Source organism: Halopiger djelfimassiliensis (genome assembly GCF_000455365.1).
Taxonomy (GTDB): Archaea; Halobacteriota; Halobacteria; order Halobacteriales; family Natrialbaceae; genus Halopiger_B; species Halopiger_B djelfimassiliensis.
Genome location: NZ_HG315685.1, coordinates 1,061,877 through 1,082,527, shown reverse-complemented (window position 1 = coordinate 1,082,527; position 20,651 = coordinate 1,061,877). Strand labels below are relative to the sequence as shown.

The 20,651-nt window shown below is 63.9% G+C and carries 21 protein-coding genes; 4 read left to right on the top strand and 17 right to left on the bottom strand.

Translation table 11 applies throughout. The features are described from left to right. Positions 1–172 precede the first annotated feature (172 nt). Entirely contained in the window at positions 173–1,225 is a 1,053-nt protein-coding gene (locus TX80_RS11145; protein WP_154658623.1) for a hypothetical protein, read from the bottom strand. A gap of 701 nt (positions 1,226–1,926) precedes the next feature. Here TX80_RS11145 and TX80_RS11140 point away from each other — a divergent pair. Continuing rightward, on the top strand, positions 1,927–2,454 hold the full coding sequence (locus TX80_RS11140; RefSeq protein ID WP_049923159.1) for a hypothetical protein: 528 nt from the start codon (positions 1,927–1,929) through the stop codon (positions 2,452–2,454). A 5-nt stretch (positions 2,455–2,459) separates the two neighbouring features. Here the strand turns inward: TX80_RS11140 and TX80_RS11135 are convergent, their stop codons facing one another. The 15 genes from TX80_RS11135 to TX80_RS11065 form a co-directional block, all read right to left on the bottom strand. Beyond that, a complete protein-coding gene (locus tag TX80_RS11135; RefSeq protein ID WP_049923158.1) occupies positions 2,460–3,269 on the bottom strand; it encodes a CBS domain-containing protein in 810 nt (269 codons plus the stop codon). A 48-nt stretch (positions 3,270–3,317) separates the two neighbouring features. After that, on the bottom strand, positions 3,318–4,826 hold the full coding sequence (locus TX80_RS11130; protein WP_049923157.1) for a DHH family phosphoesterase: 1,509 nt from the start codon (positions 4,824–4,826) through the stop codon (positions 3,318–3,320). 90 nt (positions 4,827–4,916) lie between these two features. Continuing rightward, complete coding sequence (locus tag TX80_RS11125) at positions 4,917–6,434, bottom strand: NADH-quinone oxidoreductase subunit N (protein ID WP_049923156.1); 1,518 nt, start codon at positions 6,432–6,434, stop codon at positions 4,917–4,919. Next, positions 6,434–7,966: a complex I subunit 4 family protein gene (locus TX80_RS11120; RefSeq protein WP_049923155.1), complete on the bottom strand. Its 1,533-nt coding sequence runs from the start codon at positions 7,964–7,966 to the stop codon at positions 6,434–6,436. The genes TX80_RS11125 and TX80_RS11120 overlap by 1 nt, the downstream gene beginning before the upstream one ends. Beyond that, positions 7,963–10,005: an NADH-quinone oxidoreductase subunit L gene (gene nuoL / locus TX80_RS11115; RefSeq protein ID WP_049923154.1), complete on the bottom strand. Its 2,043-nt coding sequence runs from the start codon at positions 10,003–10,005 to the stop codon at positions 7,963–7,965. Before nuoL ends, TX80_RS11120 begins: the two co-directional genes overlap by 4 nt. Before the next feature lies 1 nt (position 10,006). Beyond that, positions 10,007–10,312, bottom strand: coding sequence for an NADH-quinone oxidoreductase subunit NuoK (nuoK, locus tag TX80_RS11110; RefSeq protein WP_049923153.1), 306 nt, complete (start codon positions 10,310–10,312; stop codon positions 10,007–10,009). Continuing rightward, complete coding sequence (locus tag TX80_RS11105) at positions 10,309–10,758, bottom strand: hypothetical protein (RefSeq protein WP_049923152.1); 450 nt, start codon at positions 10,756–10,758, stop codon at positions 10,309–10,311. Before TX80_RS11105 ends, nuoK begins: the two co-directional genes overlap by 4 nt. Next, a complete protein-coding gene (locus TX80_RS11100) occupies positions 10,755–11,030 on the bottom strand; it encodes an NADH-quinone oxidoreductase subunit J (RefSeq protein WP_049923151.1) in 276 nt (91 codons plus the stop codon). Before TX80_RS11100 ends, TX80_RS11105 begins: the two co-directional genes overlap by 4 nt. 2 nt (positions 11,031–11,032) lie before the next feature. Next, entirely contained in the window at positions 11,033–11,494 is a 462-nt protein-coding gene (locus tag TX80_RS11095) for a NuoI/complex I 23 kDa subunit family protein (RefSeq protein ID WP_049923150.1), read from the bottom strand. Continuing rightward, a complete protein-coding gene (locus tag TX80_RS11090; RefSeq protein ID WP_049923149.1) occupies positions 11,491–12,582 on the bottom strand; it encodes a complex I subunit 1/NuoH family protein in 1,092 nt (363 codons plus the stop codon). Before TX80_RS11090 ends, TX80_RS11095 begins: the two co-directional genes overlap by 4 nt. Then, entirely contained in the window at positions 12,579–14,237 is a 1,659-nt protein-coding gene (locus tag TX80_RS11085; RefSeq protein ID WP_049923148.1) for an NADH-quinone oxidoreductase subunit D, read from the bottom strand. Before TX80_RS11085 ends, TX80_RS11090 begins: the two co-directional genes overlap by 4 nt. Then, positions 14,234–14,941: an NADH-quinone oxidoreductase subunit B gene (locus tag TX80_RS11080; RefSeq protein ID WP_049923147.1), complete on the bottom strand. Its 708-nt coding sequence runs from the start codon at positions 14,939–14,941 to the stop codon at positions 14,234–14,236. Before TX80_RS11080 ends, TX80_RS11085 begins: the two co-directional genes overlap by 4 nt. Continuing rightward, positions 14,938–15,351: an NADH-quinone oxidoreductase subunit A gene (locus tag TX80_RS11075; protein ID WP_049923224.1), complete on the bottom strand. Its 414-nt coding sequence runs from the start codon at positions 15,349–15,351 to the stop codon at positions 14,938–14,940. The genes TX80_RS11080 and TX80_RS11075 overlap by 4 nt, the downstream gene beginning before the upstream one ends. 204 nt (positions 15,352–15,555) lie before the next feature. Then, positions 15,556–16,194, bottom strand: a complete 639-nt coding sequence (locus TX80_RS11070) for an AIR carboxylase family protein (protein ID WP_049923146.1) — start codon at positions 16,192–16,194, stop codon at positions 15,556–15,558. Beyond that, entirely contained in the window at positions 16,191–17,363 is a 1,173-nt protein-coding gene (locus TX80_RS11065) for a 5-(carboxyamino)imidazole ribonucleotide synthase (protein ID WP_049923145.1), read from the bottom strand. The genes TX80_RS11070 and TX80_RS11065 overlap by 4 nt, the downstream gene beginning before the upstream one ends. Positions 17,364–17,549: 186 nt before the next feature. Here TX80_RS11065 and TX80_RS11060 point away from each other — a divergent pair, with 186 nt between their 5' ends. The 3 genes from TX80_RS11060 to TX80_RS11050 all read left to right on the top strand — a co-directional run bounded on the left by TX80_RS11060 (position 17,550) and on the right by TX80_RS11050 (position 20,103). Beyond that, positions 17,550–18,377: a DUF4097 family beta strand repeat-containing protein gene (locus TX80_RS11060; RefSeq protein ID WP_049923144.1), complete on the top strand. Its 828-nt coding sequence runs from the start codon at positions 17,550–17,552 to the stop codon at positions 18,375–18,377. A 104-nt stretch (positions 18,378–18,481) separates the two neighbouring features. Beyond that, on the top strand, positions 18,482–18,895 hold the full coding sequence (gene ribH, locus TX80_RS11055) for a 6,7-dimethyl-8-ribityllumazine synthase (protein ID WP_049923143.1): 414 nt from the start codon (positions 18,482–18,484) through the stop codon (positions 18,893–18,895). Between the two features lie 5 nt (positions 18,896–18,900). Further along, complete coding sequence (locus tag TX80_RS11050) at positions 18,901–20,103, top strand: pyridoxal phosphate-dependent aminotransferase (protein WP_049923142.1); 1,203 nt, start codon at positions 18,901–18,903, stop codon at positions 20,101–20,103. A gap of 76 nt (positions 20,104–20,179) precedes the next feature. On the opposite strand, the gene TX80_RS11045 is transcribed toward TX80_RS11050, so the two are convergent. Next, the coding region (locus tag TX80_RS11045; protein ID WP_049923141.1) for a HEAT repeat domain-containing protein at positions 20,180–20,651 on the bottom strand (472 nt) is incomplete at its 5' end.

Genomic DNA, 20,651 nt, shown 5'->3' with positions numbered 1-20,651 from the left:
CAGTGCGCTGGCCCGCGAGTATTCGTGTCGGATGATCGACCGCGGGATCGTCCGGTCGTGACGACCTCACGCGGCTTCCAGCCCCCTCCCGTCCCCGCCGCCGTCTCGAGGACGAGTCGGCGGTATTCCCGAATCCCTGTCGCGGGGATCGAAACCCCGCCCGAGCGTCCGCTCAGATTATGTACCACTTGCCGATGAGTCGCTCACCGAAGTCGTAGTTTTCTTCGTTCCAGTGGTTGGTTTTGTGCAGTTCCCAGCTCTGGGACGGGATGCGGCGTTGCAGTTTCCCGAAGAGGTTCGGATCGTGGTTGTCGCCGTCGTCGAAGAAGTGGGTGTGCTGGTGGCGGTTCTTCCAGTCGGTGTACGCGCCGGCCGGGAAGTTCCCGTAGAAGTCGACGTCGATCGAGTACGAGTCGGCGCTGGGGTTTTCGCGCTCGTTTTCGCCCGTCTTCGACCAGTTGATCGACGTCGAAACGTCGACGTCGCCGCCGACGTCCGTGTACGTATTGCCGTCCCACTTCCCCCAACACGAGAGTTCCGTTTTGGACGTCGTGATGTTCGCCGGCTGGTTGTCTTTCGTGATCAGCGTGGAGTGGCCGTACTGCTTGACGTCCTTGGTTGTGGCGGATTCAGCGTCAACGGCTTCCGTCGACCGCTCGGCCTCGTTGGCGGCGAGGGCGGTCCGGCTATCCGGGGGAATAATCTGTGGCAGGAGGACGACGGCGCGACCAGCGCTGCTCTGGCGGTCCTCCCGCTTGAGAAGATCGATTTCGAGTTCGAGCAGCGTCTCGCCGTCCACCTCCTTCCGGGAGCGGAGGAACTCGATCCAGCCCCCGGAAACCGATCCCGTGACGGTGCTGACGTCGTCTGCATCGGCGTTTCGCACGAACTCGGTCCCGAGTCCAGTACGGGTGGTTTCACCCCGAACCTGTTGTTCGACGACGGAAACTGGCACTGCGAACCGCCCGCGTTCACCCCCGTCACGGGTCTCGGTTTCGACGATCAGATCGGATCGTCTCTTTCCGACGACCTCGACGTCGTATTCTTTGACGGCTGTTGCTCTGTCGTCACCGGAGGCTTCGACGCGATACGCTGCTGTGGTGCCGACCCAGTCGGGAGCTGACGACGCCGTGCCGACCGCAGCGAAACCGCTGACGCTCGCTCCCGCCACCGCAGCAGTCCGGAGTAGTGACCGACGCGTCGGAGTAGTAGTCTGTTCTACCATACGAGACGTTCCGATCAGAATTGATTAATTAAAAGTAACCATTATATTATTCTAGTATAGAATTATATTATATATTCTGAAAGACGAGTAACGGTCGGTCGAAATACAAGGCCGTGTGAGTTCCGTCCATACCAGACGCTGGACGTATCGATTATCGGTAGATCGAGTCGGCCTGCGACAGTATCGTCTCCCACAAAGCGTCGTCGTTCCGCTCGAGTCGATAGAGTCGGTTCGGAAGGCCGGCGAAAGCCGGCCCGTGTCCTGCACACGTGATCCGTAGCGACGTCAGCAGACCAGTGGGGAAGATCTGCTGACGAGATATCCCCCAGCCCCAATGGAGTGACCGAGAGCGAACTCGGCTCCATTGGAATGTCGAGTACGGCGAGGAAGCTGTCTCGTCTCGGACGGTCTCTCGTTGCAGGCAACGGGAGTCGTCCACTTCCTCGCCGATCGGGGCTACGCCGCGGCCCAAACTAAACTTGTTGGCTTAGCTGACTAATAGCGATCGGCTGTCTCGATCGGTATCGGTGACGCTCACAGTACGCCCACCAACTTCAGGAAGCAGCGTTCTTGAGGCTGATATTCGCCTGTCGACTCGCCCGCTGATCGACCGGAGAACGACAGTATGTCCATCATCTCAATTCAATACCCCCATCAGGTGTGGGAATACTTATACAAATGGAGATCGACGACAGCAGTAGATGAACGATTTCCTCCGAGCGATGATCGTGCCGTTTTTCGCCGCGCTGTTCCCCGCAGTGTGGTACGTCAATCGAAATCTCACGACCGCTCGACTGCCCCCGAAGGTACAACCTTCGACCGCGCTTGTCGTCGCCGGACTCGCCGTTTCGGTTGCCGTGGCGGCGGCGATCGCGTTCGTGGTGGCGGTTTTTCGGCGACGAGACGTCAACGACGAGCGGACGTTACCCCGGTATCAGCGCGTTTTCCAGCCCGACGATACGTCGCTTGCCGTCTTCGGTGTATGCGTCTCGCTGGCGGCACTGTGGGCCGTTGTCGAACTCGCAGGGATCGGACCCGCGTGGCTCGGCGGGATACTCTGGCTACTGCTCGTTCCGCTCGGGCTTCCACTCGTCGTGCTTTCCCCGCTTGCGATCCAGTTCCACTGGGCCCTCGTTCTCGCGCTCGTCGCCACCGTCGTCTGGATGGCGACGCTCGCGACCGTCTCGTCGGACGCGATCCACCGACGGCGGAACAGCCCGAGTTCGTGAGGGGTTCACTCCCCCGACTGTAACCGTTTCGTCGTCTGAACCAGCGGATGGTGCGCGTAGTCGACGACCTCGATATCATCGATCCGCTCGAGGTTCTCCTTCGCCGCCGTGCGGGCCATCCCGAGGTCGATCTCGCGCTCGATGACGATCACGTACGCGTCCATCTCGTCGATCCCAAGTCGGTCGGCCGCGAGGACGCGATGGTGGCCATCGGCCAGCAAGAACGTTCCGCCGTTGTCGATCACGACGAGCGGTTCGGCCAACCCGCGCTCGAGTTCGTAGCGTCGTCCCTCGAGTTCGTCGGCGTACACTCGCCCTTGCGTCGGCGTCAGTTCCGCAAGGGGAACGGTGCGACGTTCCTGCTCGAGTTCGATGTCGTGGATCTGCTCGAGCGTCCGCATCAGTTTCCCCACTTTTTCGGGAGTCGCACGCTCGATCTGGCTGCGGATGACGTCGGCGTTGGAGATGATCCCCACGAGGTTGCCCGCGTCGTCGACGACGGGGAGTTTCTGGATGCCCGACCGGAGGATCACGCGGGCGGCGTCGGTGACTTTCATTTCCGGATGGGCGACGAGCAGATCCGTCGTCATCACCTTGAATATCGGGTCGTCGTCGTCGGCCAGCAACAGGTCGCGGGCGCTGATGAATCCCTCGACGCGACGTCGTTCGCAGACGGGAAATCCGCTGTGTTCGTCGCTCTCGGCGATCCGCGTCGCGACGGTACCGACGGTCACGTCGGGTGAAACCGTCGCCACGTCGCGTGTCATGTACTCCTCGACCTGGGGCTTTCTCCTGTCCGACGCAACCTCTTCCATGACTGGGCGTAAAGTGATGGGCGCGCAAAAGTACTTTCCTCGCGGGTTCTAGGCCGACTCGCCGTCTTCGCGCTCGGGTTCATCCGCCTGCGTGAACAGCCACTCGCTCGTCTGGGCGTAGGCCCCGACGGGAACGTCGGGTCGAGTCCGGATCGCCTCGAAAAACCGGTTCGTGATCACCTCTTCGACGACGCTGACGATCGACTCCACCTCGTCCTCGTCATCGACGCCGCCGAGAACCCCGATCTCGAGTTGTGCACCCGCCATGTCCGCGTGGCCCCCGGCGCTGCCGATCTGATCGAACGCGTTCCGAAGCGTCTCGCCGAGATCGACATCGGTCGCCCGGGACCGAGCCGACAGAAACGCCATTTCGTCCATGAACCCGAACACGAGCGTCGTTTCGACCCCCTCCATCGCGAGGAGCTGGTCGGCGGCCTGTGGCAACGCGTCGCGGTCGCCGATGTGGCCGACGCTCGCGACGGCGACCGAATCGCGCTGGATCCGGTTTTTGATCGCCCGGGCGATCGTCTCCAGCGTCTCCCCCTCGAGCGACGGCTGTTCGATCTGCTCGAGCACGGACGTCTCGACGTGGGGCCAGAGGATCGACGCGGCGCGAAAGTCCGCCGGCGATACTTCCCGAGTGAACTCGTTCGTGTCGACGCGAATCCCGTACAGAAGCGCCGTCGCCGTCGCTGGATCGAACGCGAGGCGAAACCGATCGAGATACTCGGTCATGACGGTACTGGTCGCACCGGCGTGCTCCCGGAGGTCGACGAACTCGCCCGGAACCGGTCCCCGCGGCGGATGGTGATCGATGACGATGTCGATCGGCAACTCCTCCGGAAGCTGGTCGTTGACGCCGGGTCTGGAGTGGTCGACCAGCGCGAACGAGCCGTACCGCTCGAGCGAGTCGCCCGGTCTGAGGTTTCGCAACTCGAGTTCGAGCAAGTTGACCATCGCTCGGTTCTCCTGATGGGAGATGTCCCCGAAATAGCAGGCATCGGCCTCGAGCCCGAGGGAGTCGGCGATGTCGACGAGCGCCACCGCGCTCGCGATGGCGTCGGGATCGGGGTTGTCGTGCATCACGACCGCCAGCGGATCGTCGATCGTTCGCAGCTGCTTGCGGAGTTCGACGGCAGTGTCGGTCGTGGGCCGAGCCGACTCGTCGAGGACTCGATCGACGAGCGCACCGTTCGGATCGATGACGTGATCCGCGAGCTCCTCGAAGGTCGTCCGATCCGCCCGTGAGTGGTTCCCCCCGAGATAGGCGACGATCGACGCATCGGGAAACCGCGTCCGGGCGCTCTCGAGTGCGGCTCGGTTGACGTCCGTCCGGTCGCCGGCCACGAAAACCACCGCCGGCGACTCGACGGTTTCGATCGCGCTGGGATCGGTCGGATCGGCGCTTCGAGCCGGAATGCTCTCGTCGCGCAGCGTTTCGACCACGTTCTCGTCGTCGGTGATAACGAGTATCCGTCCGTCCCCGTCGCGCCCGGAAAGCTGTTCGACGACGGAACGACCGACGGTCCCGCACCCGAGCACGAGCCGGAAACCCATTTGTCGCGGGTTGCAACCCCGACGGGTAAAAGCTACCGGGTCGGGCGGGCCGGCGTTCGACTCATCGGTCGATAACGGCAGCGACGCCGGTCAGGCGATGACCGTGGCGGCCGCGTCGATCGCCGTCTCGACGACCGGACCGAAGCCGGGCAGCAGGACGACCGTCATCACGGCAGCGAAGACGATCGCCGCGTAGAGGCCGATCGGCTGCGAGAGCGGATCGCGCTCGACGGCCGGCTCCTCGATCCAGACGGCCTTGACGAGCCGTGCGTAGTAGTACAGCGAGAGTGCGCTGTTGACCACCAGCGCGGCGGCGACGACCAGCATGCCGGCCTCGAGCGCGCCGAAGAACAGGAAGTACTTGCTCCAGAAGCCCCCGAGCGGCGGGATACCGGCGAGACTGAACATGAAGATCCCGAGCGCGAAACAGGCGACCGGTGCCCGTCGCGCGAGGCCGTTGTAGTCCTCGAACGTCCGTCCGACGCCCCAGTGTTCGGCCAGCGCGACGAACAGGAACGCGCCGGTGTTCATGAAGCCATAGACCAGCAGGTGCATCATCGCCGCACCGACCACGAGTTCGCTCCCGCGACCGATGCCGGCGAGTCCGATCAGCGCGTAGCCGGCGTGACCGATCGAGGAGTAGGCGAGCATCCGCTTTACCTTCTCCTGGGTCGCGGCCGCGAAGTTCCCGACCGTCATCGTGACGATCGCAAGGACGACGAACGCAAGCGTCCAGTCGACGCCGATGATGTCGGTCGTGACATCGAGCGGGAACGCGGTCGTAAACACGCGGAACGTGATCACGAACCCGGCGGCCTTCGACGCCGACGAGAGAAACGCCGAAATCGGCGCGGGAGCCCCTTCGTAGGCCTCGGGAGCCCAGAAGTGGAAGGGGACGCTCGCGGTCTTGAACGCGAACCCGCCAAGCAGCATCAGGATGCCGAGCCCGAGCAGGCCGCCGAATCCGTCGGCCTCGCCCCCGCGAAGGGCGGTGGCGATCGCGTCGAGTTGCAGGTGGCCGGTCGCGCCGTAAACCAGCGAAATCCCGTAGACGAAAATCGCCGAGGACAGCGCGCCGAGCAGGAAGTACTTCAGTCCAGCCTCGACGCTCCCGCGGTTGTCCTTGAGGATCGAGACGAGCGCGTACGACGGCAGACTCGAGAGTTCGAGCGCGATGAAGATCGTCACGAGGCTGTTCGCGGCGGCCATCGTCGACATCCCGGTCGCCGCGAGCATGACGAGCGAGTAGTACTCGGCCTGGTAGGTGTGATCCTGCAGGTAATCGTAGCTGGCGACCGCGACGAGGGCGGTAACGACCGCCACGACGATCATGAAGAACAGCGCCATCTGGTCGACGACGAACTGACCGTCACGGATCCCGATGACGCCGCGACCGCCGTCCATCGTCGGCGTGCCGACGCCGGCAAGGGAGAACCAGACGGCGACGCCGAGCGAGGCGAGCGAGCCGGTGGCCGCGGTGCCGGCAAGCAGCCCCCGGTTCGTCGACTGGGGCGAGATGCTATCGACGAGAAACAGCACCATCGCCGTCGCCGCGAGGATCAGTGCCGGTGCGAGTGCCGTCCAACTCGAAAGTTCGAACAGCACCATTACAGCTCACCTCCGGAAATCTCGAGGATCGGATCGACTGCGTCGGTTATCATCTCGAATATCAGGTCAGGGGCCACGCCCAGAGCGATGATCAGCCCGAGCAACACGAACATCGGCGCGATGTCGTGCAACGGCGCGCGGCCAACGTCGTAGTCGGTTTCCAGCCGATACGGTCCGAAGACGGTCCGCTGTAGCGCAAACAGCAGATAGCCCGCGACGATAACGATGCCGAACATCGCGGCTGCCGTAAAGAGCGGCGCGTAGGCGAGCTGTTCGGACTGGAACGCACCGAAGAAGATGGTGAACTCGCCGTAGAAGCCGCTCATCAGCGGCAGGCCCATGTAGCCGAACGCGCCGGCCACGAGAACGCCGACCGCGATCGGCATCCGGTCGGCCAACCCGGACATGTCCGTAACCATCCGGGTGTGGGTCGCGTTGTAGATGACGCCGACGGCCATGAACATCAGCCCCGAAATGAGTCCGTGTGAGACCATCTGGAAGGTCGCGCCGCCGACCCCGAACTGGGTATAAGCGACCAGTCCGAGGATGACATACCCCATCGACGAGACCGACGAGTAGGCGACGATCCGCTTCAGGTCGGTCTGTGCCAGCGCGAGCATCGCGCCGTAGATGACGCTGATAACCGCGATCGCCGCGATCGGGATCGCGTAGGTCTCGACCTGCTCGGGGAACATTGTGAAGTTGAACCGCAACAGGGCGTAGGTCCCCATCTTCAACAACACGCCCGCAAGCAACACCGACGCCGGGGTCGGGGCCTCGACGTGGGCGTCGGGCAGCCACGTGTGGAACGGGACGACCGGGACCTTCACCGCGAACCCGAGGAACATCGCGATGAAGACGACCGAAGCAAGCGTCGTGCCCTCGACTCCGGCAAAGCCCTCCGGGCCGCCGTTGATCATCGCGGTCGCGATCTCGGGCAGGGCAAAGCTCGTGACGGAATCGCCGAGTCCGAACACGAGCGTGACGAACGCCCCGAACATCACGAGCGACGCGACGTTCGTGTAGACGAAGAACTTGATCGCCGCGTACTTCCGACGCGGACCGCCCCAGATCCCGATCAGCAGGTACATCGGGATCAACACGGCTTCCCAGAAGATGAACCAGACGAAGAAATCGAGCGCCGCGAAGACGCCGATGAGGTTCGCCTCGATAAAGAGGACGAGCCCGTAGAACTGGGACTCGCGCTCGTCGATCGGCGTCCACGAACTCACGATGGCGAGCGTACAGAGGATCGTCGACAGGACCACGAGCGGCAGGCTGATGCCGTCGAGACCGACGAACCACGAGATCGAGTAGTCGGCCAGTTGCAGCCACTCGACCCGCGACTCGAACGCGAGCGTGCCATCGAGCAGGGCGTTCCCGCTGCCGTCGAAGGCGGTAAACAGCCACAGGCTAAGCCCGGCCGGGATCAGACTGATGGCAAACGCCAGCTTTCCGGCGATGCGATTCGGCGCGATGAACGTCACCAGCGCGCCGATCAGTGCGACCGCGATCAGTGCTTCGATCATCATAGGAACCACCCTCCGAGCAGCCCGAGAACGAGCAGTAAGGCGATAAACCCGGTTACAAGCAGCGCCGCGTAGTTCGTCACGATACCCGTCTGCAACCGTTTCATCCAGCTCCCGCCGAAGAGACTCGTCGTCGAAACGCCGTTGACGACGCCGTCGACGACGGTCTGGTCGAACCGGTCGGCGGCACGCGCAAGCGGCAGCGTGGCTCCTTTCGCGAGCCAGACCTGATACTCGTCCTGGTAGTAGTTGCTCCGGAGGAGGTCGTACGCGCCGCCCAGCCGCCGGGTGTGTCGGGTCGGTTCGGGCACGTTATAGAGCATATGTGCGACGAACGCACCGCTGAGTGCCAGCCCGAGCGACAGGCCCGCACTCAACAGCATCGTGGTCGTCTCCGAGCCGACGTACCCCTCCTCGAAGGCCACCATCTCGTGGTAGTGGTGGTAGGTCAGTCCCTCGACCGCACCGTACTCGCCGTCGAGCCAGTGCTCGAGGAAGGTGATGTCCGCGCCGGCCACCTTCGCGATTGGCGCGAGGTTGACGACTCCGGCGAGGAGCGCGAGGAGGCCGAGAACGACGAGCGGGGCCTTGATCGACCAGTCGACCGGATGTGGGTCCTCGGCTGTCTCGGACCGCGGTTCACCGTGGAAGGTCAAAAAGACCATCCGGAAGGTGTAGAACCCGGTGAAAAACACCGCCAGCAGCCCCATCGCGTAGGCCGCGAGGATGACCGGCTGCTCTAAGCCGACGATCAGGGCGTCGAACAGCACCTCGTCTTTCGACCAGAAGCCGGAGAACGGGACGATCCCAGCTAGCGCGAGCGCGCCCGCGAGGAACGTATAGTAGGTGACTGGTGCCTTCGATTTCAGGCCGCCCATCTCCCACATGTCCTGTTCGTGGTGCATGAGGACGATGACGGCCCCGGCACCGAGGAACAGCAAGGCCTTGAAGAAGGCGTGGTTCATGAGGTGGAAGACTCCGGCGACGTAGCCGCCGACGCCCATCCCGAGCATCATGTAGCCGTACTGGCTGATCGTCGAGTACGCCAGCACCTGCTTGATGTCGTCTTTGACGACGCCCATCGTCGCGGCAAAGAGCGCGGTGAAGCCGCCGACGAAGGCGATGATCGAAAGCGCGGTCGGGGAGAGCGCGTAGTAGCCGAACATCCGGGCGACGAGGTAGACACCTGCGGCGACCATCGTCGCCGCGTGGATGAGCGCGGAGACGGTGGTCGGACCCTCCATGGCGTCGGGCAGCCAGGTGTGCAGCGGGAACTGCGCGGACTTGCCGACGACGCCGCCGAGCACGAGCAGCCCGGTGATCGTCACCCACGTTTGTGCGCCGAACCCGAACGGAGTCGCGCCCTCCTCGATTGCGGTTTCCGCGGCGACGACGAACGACTCGTCGCCGGCGAACGCGACCGTTCCGAACGTCGCCGCGATGGCGACGACACCCAGCAGGAAGAAGTAGTCACCGAACCGGGTGACCAGAAACGCCTTCTTTGCCGCCGACGGCGCCGACTTCGTGCGGAACCAGAACCCGATCAGCAGGTACGAGCACAGTCCCACAAGCTCGAAGAACATAAACGCCATCAGCAGGTTGTCCGCGAAGACGAACGCGAGCATGCTGAACGTAAAGAGACCGAGTTCGGCGTAATACCGCGGCAGCCCGGTCTCCCCTTCGGCGTTCATGTAGCCGAGGCTGAAGACGTGAACGAGGAACGCGATCAGCGAGACGATGACCAGCATCAGCGCCGACAGCGGGTCGATCAGGAGGCCGAACGTGAATTCGATCCCGTTGGAACCGACCTCGGTCAGCGCGTCGCCGGCCGTCCACACGTACAGCGTCTCGTGGTACGTTTCACCGCCCGCGACGGCCGCCAGCATCACGATCGACAGCAGCAGCGAGCCACCGGTCGCGAGGATGCCCGAAATCGCCCCCTTCTTCGGCATGTACTTGCCGAAGACGAGCGCGATGACGAACGCCACGAGCGGGAACAGTGCGATCGCCGGAGCGTATCCGAATGCACCTGTTCCTGCCATCTTACCACCTCATCGTCGTTGGAACCGTGACGTCGACGTCACGGAAGTTGCGATACAACACCAGAATGATCCCGAGTCCGACGGCGACCTCCGCGGCGGCAAGCGCCATCGTAAACAGCGCGAACACCTGCCCCGAGAGGTTCCCGTGATAGAACGCGAACGCGATCAGGTTGACGTTCGCCGCGTTCAGCATAAGTTCGACGGACATCAGGAACAACAGTGCGTTCCGACGCGTCAGGATGCCAAAGAGTCCGATACAGAACACCGCCATCGACAGGAGCACGTAGTAGGTGATGTCGACAGTCATCGCGACTCACCTCCTGCCCCGTCCGTGTCGCTCGAGTGCGCCGTCGAACCGGCTGCGTCGCCGCCGTCGGCGACGGCCGTCCGGTCGGCGCTTTCGTCGGCGGTACCGCGACTGCCGAGCGCGGAGACCGGTTCGCCTTTCTCCTCGCGTTTCGCGAGGACGAGCGCGGCGTCGAGGGCGGCATCGAGCACGACCGCGATCAACAGGAACGCGGCGAGGAACGGCTCGGTATTCCCGAGCGCCCCCTCGGTCGATTGAAGCTCCGTCAGATCGAACATCGCGTATCCGAGTTCGGACGTGATCGAAACCCCGGTCGGAAAGCCGCCGTCGGTCATCGGTCCGAACTGCGTGTTTAGCACGATCATCGCCATCGCCCCGAAGAGGACAACGGCGAGGACGCCGGGCATCAGGGTTCGCCCGAGTCGAAGTTTCGGTCGTGTCGTCATGTCTGTACCACCTCGTCCGTGTCGCGGTCCGTCTCTTCGCGAGCCGTCAGCATCACGGCGAACGTGATGAGTACGAGCACCCCGCCGACGTAGACGAGGATCTGCATCATGGCGACGAACTCGGCCGTCAGCATTACGAAGTGAACCGCGATGCTCAACAACGCCACGCCGAGCATCAGCGCCGAGTGCCACGGGTCCGCAAGGAGGACCACACCCAGCGCGCTGGCAAGCGTCACGAACGCAAACAGCGCGAACGCGATCGTATCCATCATTGTTACTGGTAGTCGACGTCTCCGTCACCCTCGCCGATCCACGCACCCCGGTCGGGTTCGCGTGACTCGAGCGGGTCGATGTCCTTGTACCACGGTACCGACTTCAGCTGCTCTTTGTTGTAGACCAGGTCCTGTTTGGTGTCGCCGGTGAACTCGAAGTTCTGCGTGAGCAGGATGGCGTCGACGGGACAGACCTCCTCACAGAGCCGACAGTAGATACACTGTCCGATGTGGAGGTTGTACTGTTCGCCGTTGCGCTTGTCGTCCATCACGATCTGGATCGTATCGTTCGGACAGACGTTCTCACACTGGCGACACCAGATACACCGCTCCTGGCTGAACTTGTGGACGCCCCGGAACCGCGGGGAGACGTCGGGCGCGGTCTTGGGGTATTCCACCGTGAAGGTGGAGCCGTCCAGCGCGTGTTTCATCGTCGTTGCCATTGATTTGAGTAGTCCGATCATGCTATCAGCCCCACGATCGCTGCGGTCAGTCCGAGATTAGCAAAGGAAAGGACGAGCAGTCCCTTCCAGCCGATCTCGATCAGTTGATCGATTCGAACGCGCGGTATCGCCGAGCGGAGCCACTGAGTCAGCAGGAACATCGCCCAGATCTTGAGGATGAACCAGACGATTCCCAGCTGGGCCGGTCCCGGCCCCGCCGGACCGCCGAGGAAGATCGTCGCGACGATCGCCCCGCCGAGGAAGATGTGGAGGAACTCGCCGAGATAGACCAGCACGAAATATACCGAGGAGTACTCGGTCTGGTACCCCGCGATGAGTTCCGCCGGTGCCTCGGGCATGTCGAAGGGGTTGCGGCCGACTTCGGCGAAGTTCGCGATCAGGAACAACACGAACGCGAACGGGTTAACGAGCGCATACCACTGCGGAATCGTGACGACGCCGAGATCGATCAGCGTCCGGGACTGGGCGTCGACGATCGTACTCATCTGCAGGGAGCCGGCGAAGATTACGACCGACATCCCGGTCACGACCAGCGGGATCTCGTAGGCGATGTTCTGTGCGACCGCACGCAGACCGCCGAGCATCGAGTACTTGTTGCCGGAGGCGTAGCCGGCCATCACCAGGCCGATCGAAGCGATCCCGGAGATGGCAAAGACGTACGCCAGTCCGACCTCGGGGTCGGCGAGGTGAACCCCACTCCCCATCGGAATCACGGCGAAACCGAGCAGGGCCGACCCCGCGACGACGATCGGTGCGAGATCGTAGGCCGGTCGATCCGCGTGCTCGGGGATGATGTTCTCCTTCGAGAGCAGGCGAACCGCGTCGGCGACGATGATCAGGATACCGCCCGGACCGAGGTGGTTGACCGCGATTCGGTCCGTGAACGCGGCCGTAATCTTTCGTTTCGCCCACGGCCCGGCGACGCCGGTCATCGCGAGCATCAGGTTTCCGACGATAAAGGCCGCGATAAAGGCCGCGAGCAGTTCACCCGCAACCCCGAACTCGCCGAGGCCGGTCACGTCGCTGATCCGCTCTGGGAGCAACACCGTCTCGTCGGTCTGGAGCGGATAGGCGGCGGCCGCGTTCATCGATCCACCTCCCCGAGGACGATGTCGAGGCTGCCAAGCGATGCGATCAGGTCGGGGATGTACTCCCCTTCGGACATCTCACCGAGCGCCTGCAGGTTCGAGAAGCACGGACTCCGGATCTTGAACCGGTCGGGTTTGTCGGTCCCGTCCGAGCGCATGTAGATCCCGAGTTCGCCCTTGGCGGCCTCGACGGCACGGTAGGTCTCGGTGTCGGCGTCCGGCTTGAGCGTCCGCGGGACGTTCGCCTGTACCTCGCGTTCGTCCTCCGGCCAGTCCTCGAGCAGGTCGAGACACTGCTCGATAATCTTGGCCGACTCCTCGACTTCCTCCATACGACAGAGCACGCGGGCGTAGTTGTCACAGCCATCGCGCGTGACGACATCCCACTCGAGATTGGGGTAGTAGCCGTAGGGGTCGTCCCGCCGGAGGTCGTAGTCGACACCCGAGCCGCGGACGACCGGCCCCGTACAGCCGTACTGTTTTGCCACCTCGGGTTCCAGCACGCCGGTGTCGATACACCGTGTCTGGAAGATCTCGTTCGAGGTGACCATGTCGTTGTACTCGTCGACCTTCGCGGGGAGTTCGTCGAGGAAGTCGCGGGTTTTCTCGAAGAACTCCTCTCGAGGTTCGGGCAGATCCCAGGCAACCCCGCCGACCCGGAAGTAGTTGAACATCATCCGCTGGCCGGTCAGATCCTCGAGGATGTCCTGGACGATTTCGCGGTCACGGAACGTGTACATGAAGATAGCGGTGAACTCGCCGTAGACGTCCAGCGCGAAGGTCCCGAGCGCGAGCATATGCGAGGCGATCCGACACAGCTCCGCGCCCATCGTTCGGATGACCTGTGCGTACTCGGGGACGTCGATGTCCGCGAGATCCTCGATCGCCCGCGCGTACGCCCACTCGTTTAACAGCCCCGAGGAGACGTAGTCCCAGCGGTCGGGGTAGGGCATGATCTGGTGCCGATAGGTCCCCTGCTGGCACATCTGCTCCTCACAGCGGTGCAGGTAGCCGATGTCGGGGTCGATGTCGACGACCGTCTCTCCGTCCAGTACCGTCTTGACGTGGAGAACCCCGTGGGTCGCCGGGTGGTGTGGCCCGATGTTCAGGAACATCGTGTCGGATTCGGGGTCCCGATGGTCCGGCTGGATCGGGTTCTGGTGTTCCGTGAGGGTGACGACCTGCGGTTTGTCCTGATCGTAGTCGTCCGACAGCGGATGTCCCTGCCACGTTTCGGGAAGGAGGATCCGCCGCAGGTCCGGATGGTCGTCGTACTCGATGCCGACGAGGTCGTAGGCCTCGCGTTCGTGCCAGTCGGCGGTCCGGTAGACCGGCTCAGCGCTCTCGCTGATCGGGGCCTCACGCGTCGTCGGGACGACGATGCTGACCTCGTCGGTCGGATCGGCGTACTTCTTCAGATGGTAGATCGTCTCGTACCGGTCCTCGTACTGCTGTGCGGTGACACACGAACAGTGATCGAAGCCGGCCTCGTCGCGCAGGTCAAACAGGACGTCCTGAACGTCGTCGGGGTTGACGACGAACCCCGGGGCGTTCAGGTGGTCATCACGTGCGAGCGCGCGATCCCCGATCAGCGCCGCGAGGTCGTCCGCCGTGAGGTCGACGCCCCGTGATTCGAGTTCGGGTTCGGTACTCATGGCGAATCAGCCCAGTTGTATCGCATGACGAGGTCGTCCTCGTCGATCTCGTCTGCCAACTTCTGTACCAGTTCGTCCTCGGGGAGGTCGCCGAACTCCTCGAGTTCGTAGGGTTTGACGACGACGGGTGAGGATTCTCCGTTCCGAATCCGCTCCTGAAGCTTGAGAATGCCGTAGATCAGTGCTTCGGGACGGGGCGGACAGCCCGGAACGTGAATGTCGACGGGAATGATCTCCTCGGCTCCCTTGACGACGTTGTACCCCTCCTGGAAGGGGCCGCCGGAGATCGTACACGATCCCATCCCGACGACGAACTTGGGTTCGGGCATCTGGTCGTAGACGCGTTTCATGCGTGGCCCGAACTTCGAAACGATCGTCCCGGGAACGATCATGACGTCGGCCTGACGGGGCGACGCACGGGGGACGCCGGCCCCGTACCTGTCGACGTCGTGTTTGATCGCGTACGTGTGGATCATCTCGATGCTACAGCAGGCGATACCGAACTGTAGCATGAACATCGAGTTCCCGCGAACCCAGTTCATGAACTCGTCGAACTTCGTGAGGATAAACGGCGACGCGCCGAACGCCTCCCGAAGCTTCGAGTTGAAGCGATCGTCGACGCCCTCGCCGATTCTCGAGTCGCGGGTGTCCGTCGACGGTGCGGTGCTGTCGTGGATCGTTTGCCGTGGTTCGTCGCTACTCATGGTCGATCACTCTCGGCCTCCACCTGACGCGGTGTCTGTGCCCACTGTACTGCGCCGTTGCGCCACGCCCACGCGAGCCCGACGAGCAAGACCGCAACGAACGCGACCATCGGTCCGAGGATTTCCAACAGCGAGACGGCATCCGATTCGACGGCATCCAGATACACGACCGCCCACGGGAACAGCAGGACGGTTTCGATATCGAAGACGACGAACAGAAGCGCAACCATGTAATACTGGATGTTGAACCGGATCCGCGTCCCACCGGTCGGGACCTCGCCACTCTCGTAGGTGGCACGTTTGCTCTTTTCGGGAACGCTCGGACGCAGGAGATACGATACCGCCATCATCCCGAGCGGTATCACCAATCCTACGAGCGCCAACGCCCCGATAGCTATCCAATCGTTCATCTCCGTAACGTTCGGGACTTCAAACCGCACCCACATAAGGGTTCATTGTTCGTTTTACGGCTCAATACGGGCCAAGCGGAGCTTTCAGCCGAGATTGACTCACGTGAATAATTACGTTATACTATATATGAAACGATGACGGGTGAACAAAACGGTATCGTGACGGGATGAAACCCGTCAGGACGCTCCCGGCGGCCGGGACGGTCACCGGTCGCGGTTCCGAAACGCCGGTGTCCCGCCGTCGTGGAGTTCGCGGGAGACGGTGCCGACACCCTCGCGAAGCCCGTCGTGATACTCGAGAAGACGATCACGGACCGGTTCGTGCTGGCGGGCGAGGATCTGGGCCGCCGACAGCGCGGCGTTGAACGACTTGCCCGCGTCGACCGCCACGAGCGGCGCGCCGGTCGGCATCCCGATGACGCTGTCGACCGACTTCTCCTGTACCGGAACGCCGATGACCGGCAGCGGATACGCGATGGAGGCGGTCATGTTCGGCAGGTCGGCGGACTTCCCGCCTGCACCCGCGATGACTACCTCGAGACCGCGAGCCTCGGCCGTCTCGGCGTAGGCGCTCATCAGGTCCGGCGTTCGGTGGGCCGAGGTGACGTAGGTCTCGAACGTGAACCGTTCGTCGGGCGGGTTCTCGTAGTTGGTTTGCTCGGCGAACCCGAGTTCGTCGACGAACGCGTCGTAGGCCCCGCGTCGCCTCCCGCCGGTCATCATCGTCTCGAGGTCCGAGTCGCTGCCCATTACGATGCCGACGTCGGGCGTTTCCTCGGTCGGACGGTCCTGCTCGGCCTGTGCGTGCAATCGATCGATCAGATCGGAGACGGTGTCTGTCATGGATCCGAGTCGGTCGTAAACGTCACTGCGGATTCGAGCTCTCGTGCGGTTTCGAGCAGTTCCGCGGTCGATTCGCCGTCGCGTCCCGACAGGGTCACGTGGCCCATCTTCCGCAGGGGACGGGTCTGGCGTTTGCCGTACCAGTGGAGGTGTGCACCCGGCGTCTCGAGAATCCGATCGACGCCGTGTAATCGGGCCTCCTGTGGGTCGGCGACGTCGCCGAGCAGGTTCACCGATACCGTCGCCGAACGAAGGTCGGTCGCGGCCAGCGGCCAGCCGAGGACGGCCCGGACGTGTTGCTCGAACTGGGAGCTCCGTGCGCCTTCGATCGTCCAGTGGCCCGAGTTGTGCGGCCGCGGCGCGATCTCGTTAAGCAGGACCTCGCCGTCCGTAGTCTCGAACAGTTCGATCCCGTAGACGCCGCGACCGTCCATCACCTCGAGGACGTCCGCCGCGACGTCGTGTGCCCGCTCGCGGACGGCATCGCTCGAGCCCGCCGGGACGATCGTTTCGCGGAGGATCTCGTCCTCGTGGACGTTCTCCCCGATGGGGAAGACCGCGATCTCGCCGTCGCCTTTGGCGGCGATCACCGAGATCTCGCGCTCGAAATCGACGAACGATTCGACCATCGCGGGGCCGGCGACCGATTCGAGAGCCGCCTCGGCGTCGGCTTTCGACTCGACGGGGACGTTCCCCCGGCCGTCGTAGCCGCCGGTGCGGGCCTTGAGCATCACCGGCCCGCCGTAGTCGTCGATCGCCGCCCGGACGTCGTCGCCGTCCTCGACCTCGCGGAACGGCGGTACCGGGACGCCCGCTTGCTCGAGTTCGCGTTTCTGGACGAGTTTGTCGTGAATCGTCTCCAGCGTCGACGGCTTCGGATGAACCGGCGTTCCGGAACTCTCGCTGACGCGCTCGAGCGTGTCCTGATCGGCGAGCTCGATCTCGAACGTGAGAACGTCGGCTCGCGCGGCAAGTTCGCGGACCCCCGCTTCGTCGTCGAAGTCGGCGACGATCTGATCCCGGGCCACCGGCGCGGCCGGACAGTCCGGCGTCGGATCGAGCACGATCACCTCGACGCCGAGCGGTGCCGCCGCCTCGGCGAGCATTCGGCCGAGCTGTCCCCCTCCGACGACCCCGAGTGTCGGTCCCGGCGTCTGTAGCGTCGTCATCGCGCGGCGGTTCTCGTCGGCCGCGCTTAAGCATTCTCAATCGGGCTCCGCGAACGCACACCGCCCCATCGATAGCGCGGTTCGCCGGACTCGAACTGCCGTCCTATTATAAAAGCGTACGGGGAGATCATACGCGATAGAAACCGGACACGAGGACCTATTCACTGCGCACTGCACGACCCGACCATGCAAGGGACCCCGTCTCGACGCCGCGTCCTCGCCGCCGGCACCCTCGGCGTGCTCACGACGCTTTCCGGCTGTATCGCGATCGGAAGCGACGCGACGACTACCGTAACGGAAACGTACGACCCCGACGGCCTCGATTCGATATCGCTGACGACTACCAACGGTGCCCTCTCCGTCGAGGGACATCGGGACGAACCAATCGACGTTCGCGGACACAAAACCGCTCCGACCGAAGGGGCCCTCGAGTCGGTGACGCTTACGGCAAGCCGTGACGACGGCCGGCTCGAACTCGAGGCGGATCCGGAGAACACGCCGTTCCTGTTCAGCTCCGATCCGAAACTGGATCTCGAGGTGACGGCCCCGTCGACGACCCGCATCGCCCGCGCGGAGACGGTAAGCGGTCCCATCACGGTTCGTAACGCGACCGGCACCTTACACGCCGAGACGACGAACGGACGGATCGATCTCACGAACATCGAGGGGGCAGTCGTCGCCGACAGTACCAACGGGACCGTTCACATTACCGAGGTCGACGGGACTATTACGGCCGAGACGACCAACGGCGACGTTGCTGTCACGCTCGGGGACGGCGACGGCGATCTCCACGTCGAGACCACGAACGGAGCCGTCGATGTCCGCGCCCCGCCGTCGCTCGATGCGACCGTCAGCGTGACGACGACCAACGGCGACGTCTCGATCGAAGGGTTCGACGACTCGGGCGTGACGACCGACGGGTCGACCGACCTGACGCTGGGGGAGGGAACACGCCGTGTCCGGATTTCGACGACCAATGGCGACGTCGAGGTACGCGGTGATGGGTCGCCGTGATGTGCCGCCCGCCGACTGATTCGCGCTCGAGTCAGTCTGAGTGGGAGACGTCAGCGTCGCCCGAGAACGGTACCTCTTTTACCCGTCCTCCCTACCGCTCGCGTATGACCACGCTCGGACTGGTGGTCGCGGAGTTCAACCGGCCGATCACCGAGCAGATGGAGCAGGACGCCCTCGAGGCAGCCACCGCTGCGGGTGCCGAGGTATACGAGACGGTCCACGTCCCGGGTGCCTACGACGCCCCGCTGGCCGCCGACCGGCTCGCCCGCATCGAGGCAGTCGACGCCGTCGCCGTCGTCGGGACCATCATCACCGGCGATACCGATCACGATCAGGTGATCGGCGACGCGACCGCCCAGCGACTGGCCGACGTCAGTCTCGAGCGTGATACCCCCGTGACCCTCGGCGTAACGGGACCGGGGATGTCCGCCGCCGAGGCGCACGAGCGCGTCGAAAACGCGGCGAAAGCCGTCGAGAGCGCGCTCGATCTGGCCTCGGAACTCCCGGAACCACAGTAGCACCCATGACCATGGAATATACCGACCGTCTGACCCGAGTCGAACCGTCCGCAACGCTTGCCATCTCCGCGCTCGCGACCGAACTCGAAAACGAGGGCGCGGACGTCGTCGACCTGAGCGTCGGCGAACCCGACTTCCCCACGCCCGAGAACATCGTCCGGGCGGGCAAGGACGCGATGGACGCCGGCCACACCGGCTACACCACCTCGGCCGGCATCCTCGAGCTACGGGAGGCGATCGCCGACAAACTGGCCGCCGACGGCCTCGATCACGACACCGACGAGATCATCGTCACGCCGGGCGCGAAACAGGCCCTCTACGAGATCGTCCAGGCGCTGGTCGGCGAGGGCGACGAGGTCGTCCTCCTCGATCCCGCGTGGGTCTCCTACGAGGCGATGGTCAAGATGGCCGGCGGCGAACTGACCCGCGTCGACCTCTCGGAGTCGGACTTCCAGCTCGAGCCCGCCCTCGACGACCTCGCCGAGGCGGTGTCGGACGAGACCGAACTGCTGATCGTCAACTCGCCGTCGAACCCCACGGGCGCGGTCTACTCCGACGACGCGCTCGAGGGCGTCCGCGATCTGGCCGTCGAACACGACGTCACCGTCATCTCCGACGAGATCTACAAGGAGATCACTTACGGCGTCGAGCCGACGAGTCTGGGAACGCTCGAGGGGATGGCAGACCGCACCGTGACGGTCAACGGCTTCTCGAAGGCCTACTCGATGACCGGCTGGCGGCTGGGCTACTTCGCCGGCCCCGAGGACCTGATCGATCAGGCCGGCAAACTCCACAGCCACTCGGTCTCCTCGGCGGTCAACTTCGTCCAGCACGCCGGCGTCGAAGCGCTCGAGAACACCGAGACGGCGGTCGAGCAGATGGTCGAGGCGTTCGAGGAGCGCCGCGACCTCGTCGTGGACCTGCTCGAGGACCACGACGTGGACGTCGCGGTGCCGGAGGGCGCGTTCTATATGATGTTGCCCGTCGACGAGGAGTGCGAGGCGCTACGCACCTCGGAAGACGGGAGCGGCGACGAGCCGCGACCGGTCGATCAGGCGTGGTGTGAGGGCGCACTCGAGGACGCCCACGTCGCTACGGTCCCCGGAAGCGCGTTCGGAACGCCGGGATACGCGCGGATCTCCTACGCCGCGAGCGAAGAGCGACTGACGGAAGGCATCGAGCGGCTGGCCGACGAAGGCTACCTGTAAGCGTCACGACGGACCGGGTGTCACGAGCGAGTACGACCCGGTCCGGCGTCTCGTTGTATTGACCGCGGACTTGACGTCACTCGAGTCGATCCAGTGCGTCCCCGGCGGCTTGCCGAACGTCCTCGTCGGGGTCGTCGAGCGCTGATTCGATCGTCTCGATGAGGTGGTCGCGATCGACCAGCGACGGATCAGCCGGCTCGAGGTCCGCCAGGGTTTCGATAGCCGCGATGCGAATTTCCGGATGCTCCGAGGAGTCGATCCGGTTGCCTATTTCGCGGAGGACTTTTCGTTGGTCGAACCCCTGATCGTTCTCGGTGAAGGCCGGTTTCGTCTCGAGGAGCGAACGGAGAACCTCGAGGGCCTGTGGGACGAGGTCGGGATCGTCGTACCAGAGACACAGAAGCAGTGCGTGGAGGGCTTTCTCGTCGGGATGGTGTGCGATGACCGGGAACGCCCGGTTTGCGTAGGCGTCGTCTCCGCGTGCGATGAGGCCGTAATACAGATCCGCTGCTTTCTCCGGTGGCTGTTCCGAGATGTGATCACGGATC

Coding starts and splice junctions, on each gene's coding strand:
- TX80_RS11145 (WP_154658623.1), bottom strand. CDS start 1,225: ATGGTAGAACAGACTACTACTCCGACGCGTCGGTCACTACTCCGGACT.
- TX80_RS11140 (WP_049923159.1), top strand. CDS start 1,927: ATGAACGATTTCCTCCGAGCGATGATCGTGCCGTTTTTCGCCGCGCTG.
- TX80_RS11135 (WP_049923158.1), bottom strand. CDS start 3,269: ATGGAAGAGGTTGCGTCGGACAGGAGAAAGCCCCAGGTCGAGGAGTAC.
- TX80_RS11130 (WP_049923157.1), bottom strand. CDS start 4,826: ATGGGTTTCCGGCTCGTGCTCGGGTGCGGGACCGTCGGTCGTTCCGTC.
- TX80_RS11125 (WP_049923156.1), bottom strand. CDS start 6,434: ATGGTGCTGTTCGAACTTTCGAGTTGGACGGCACTCGCACCGGCACTG.
- TX80_RS11120 (WP_049923155.1), bottom strand. CDS start 7,966: ATGATGATCGAAGCACTGATCGCGGTCGCACTGATCGGCGCGCTGGTG.
- nuoL (WP_049923154.1), bottom strand. CDS start 10,005: ATGGCAGGAACAGGTGCATTCGGATACGCTCCGGCGATCGCACTGTTC.
- nuoK (WP_049923153.1), bottom strand. CDS start 10,312: ATGACTGTCGACATCACCTACTACGTGCTCCTGTCGATGGCGGTGTTC.
- TX80_RS11105 (WP_049923152.1), bottom strand. CDS start 10,758: ATGACGACACGACCGAAACTTCGACTCGGGCGAACCCTGATGCCCGGC.
- TX80_RS11100 (WP_049923151.1), bottom strand. CDS start 11,030: ATGATGGATACGATCGCGTTCGCGCTGTTTGCGTTCGTGACGCTTGCC.
- TX80_RS11095 (WP_049923150.1), bottom strand. CDS start 11,494: ATGATCGGACTACTCAAATCAATGGCAACGACGATGAAACACGCGCTG.
- TX80_RS11090 (WP_049923149.1), bottom strand. CDS start 12,582: ATGAACGCGGCCGCCGCCTATCCGCTCCAGACCGACGAGACGGTGTTG.
- TX80_RS11085 (WP_049923148.1), bottom strand. CDS start 14,237: ATGAGTACCGAACCCGAACTCGAATCACGGGGCGTCGACCTCACGGCG.
- TX80_RS11080 (WP_049923147.1), bottom strand. CDS start 14,941: ATGAGTAGCGACGAACCACGGCAAACGATCCACGACAGCACCGCACCG.
- TX80_RS11075 (WP_049923224.1), bottom strand. CDS start 15,351: ATGAACGATTGGATAGCTATCGGGGCGTTGGCGCTCGTAGGATTGGTG.
- TX80_RS11070 (WP_049923146.1), bottom strand. CDS start 16,194: ATGACAGACACCGTCTCCGATCTGATCGATCGATTGCACGCACAGGCC.
- TX80_RS11065 (WP_049923145.1), bottom strand. CDS start 17,363: ATGACGACGCTACAGACGCCGGGACCGACACTCGGGGTCGTCGGAGGG.
- TX80_RS11060 (WP_049923144.1), top strand. CDS start 17,550: ATGCAAGGGACCCCGTCTCGACGCCGCGTCCTCGCCGCCGGCACCCTC.
- ribH (WP_049923143.1), top strand. CDS start 18,482: ATGACCACGCTCGGACTGGTGGTCGCGGAGTTCAACCGGCCGATCACC.
- TX80_RS11050 (WP_049923142.1), top strand. CDS start 18,901: ATGACCATGGAATATACCGACCGTCTGACCCGAGTCGAACCGTCCGCA.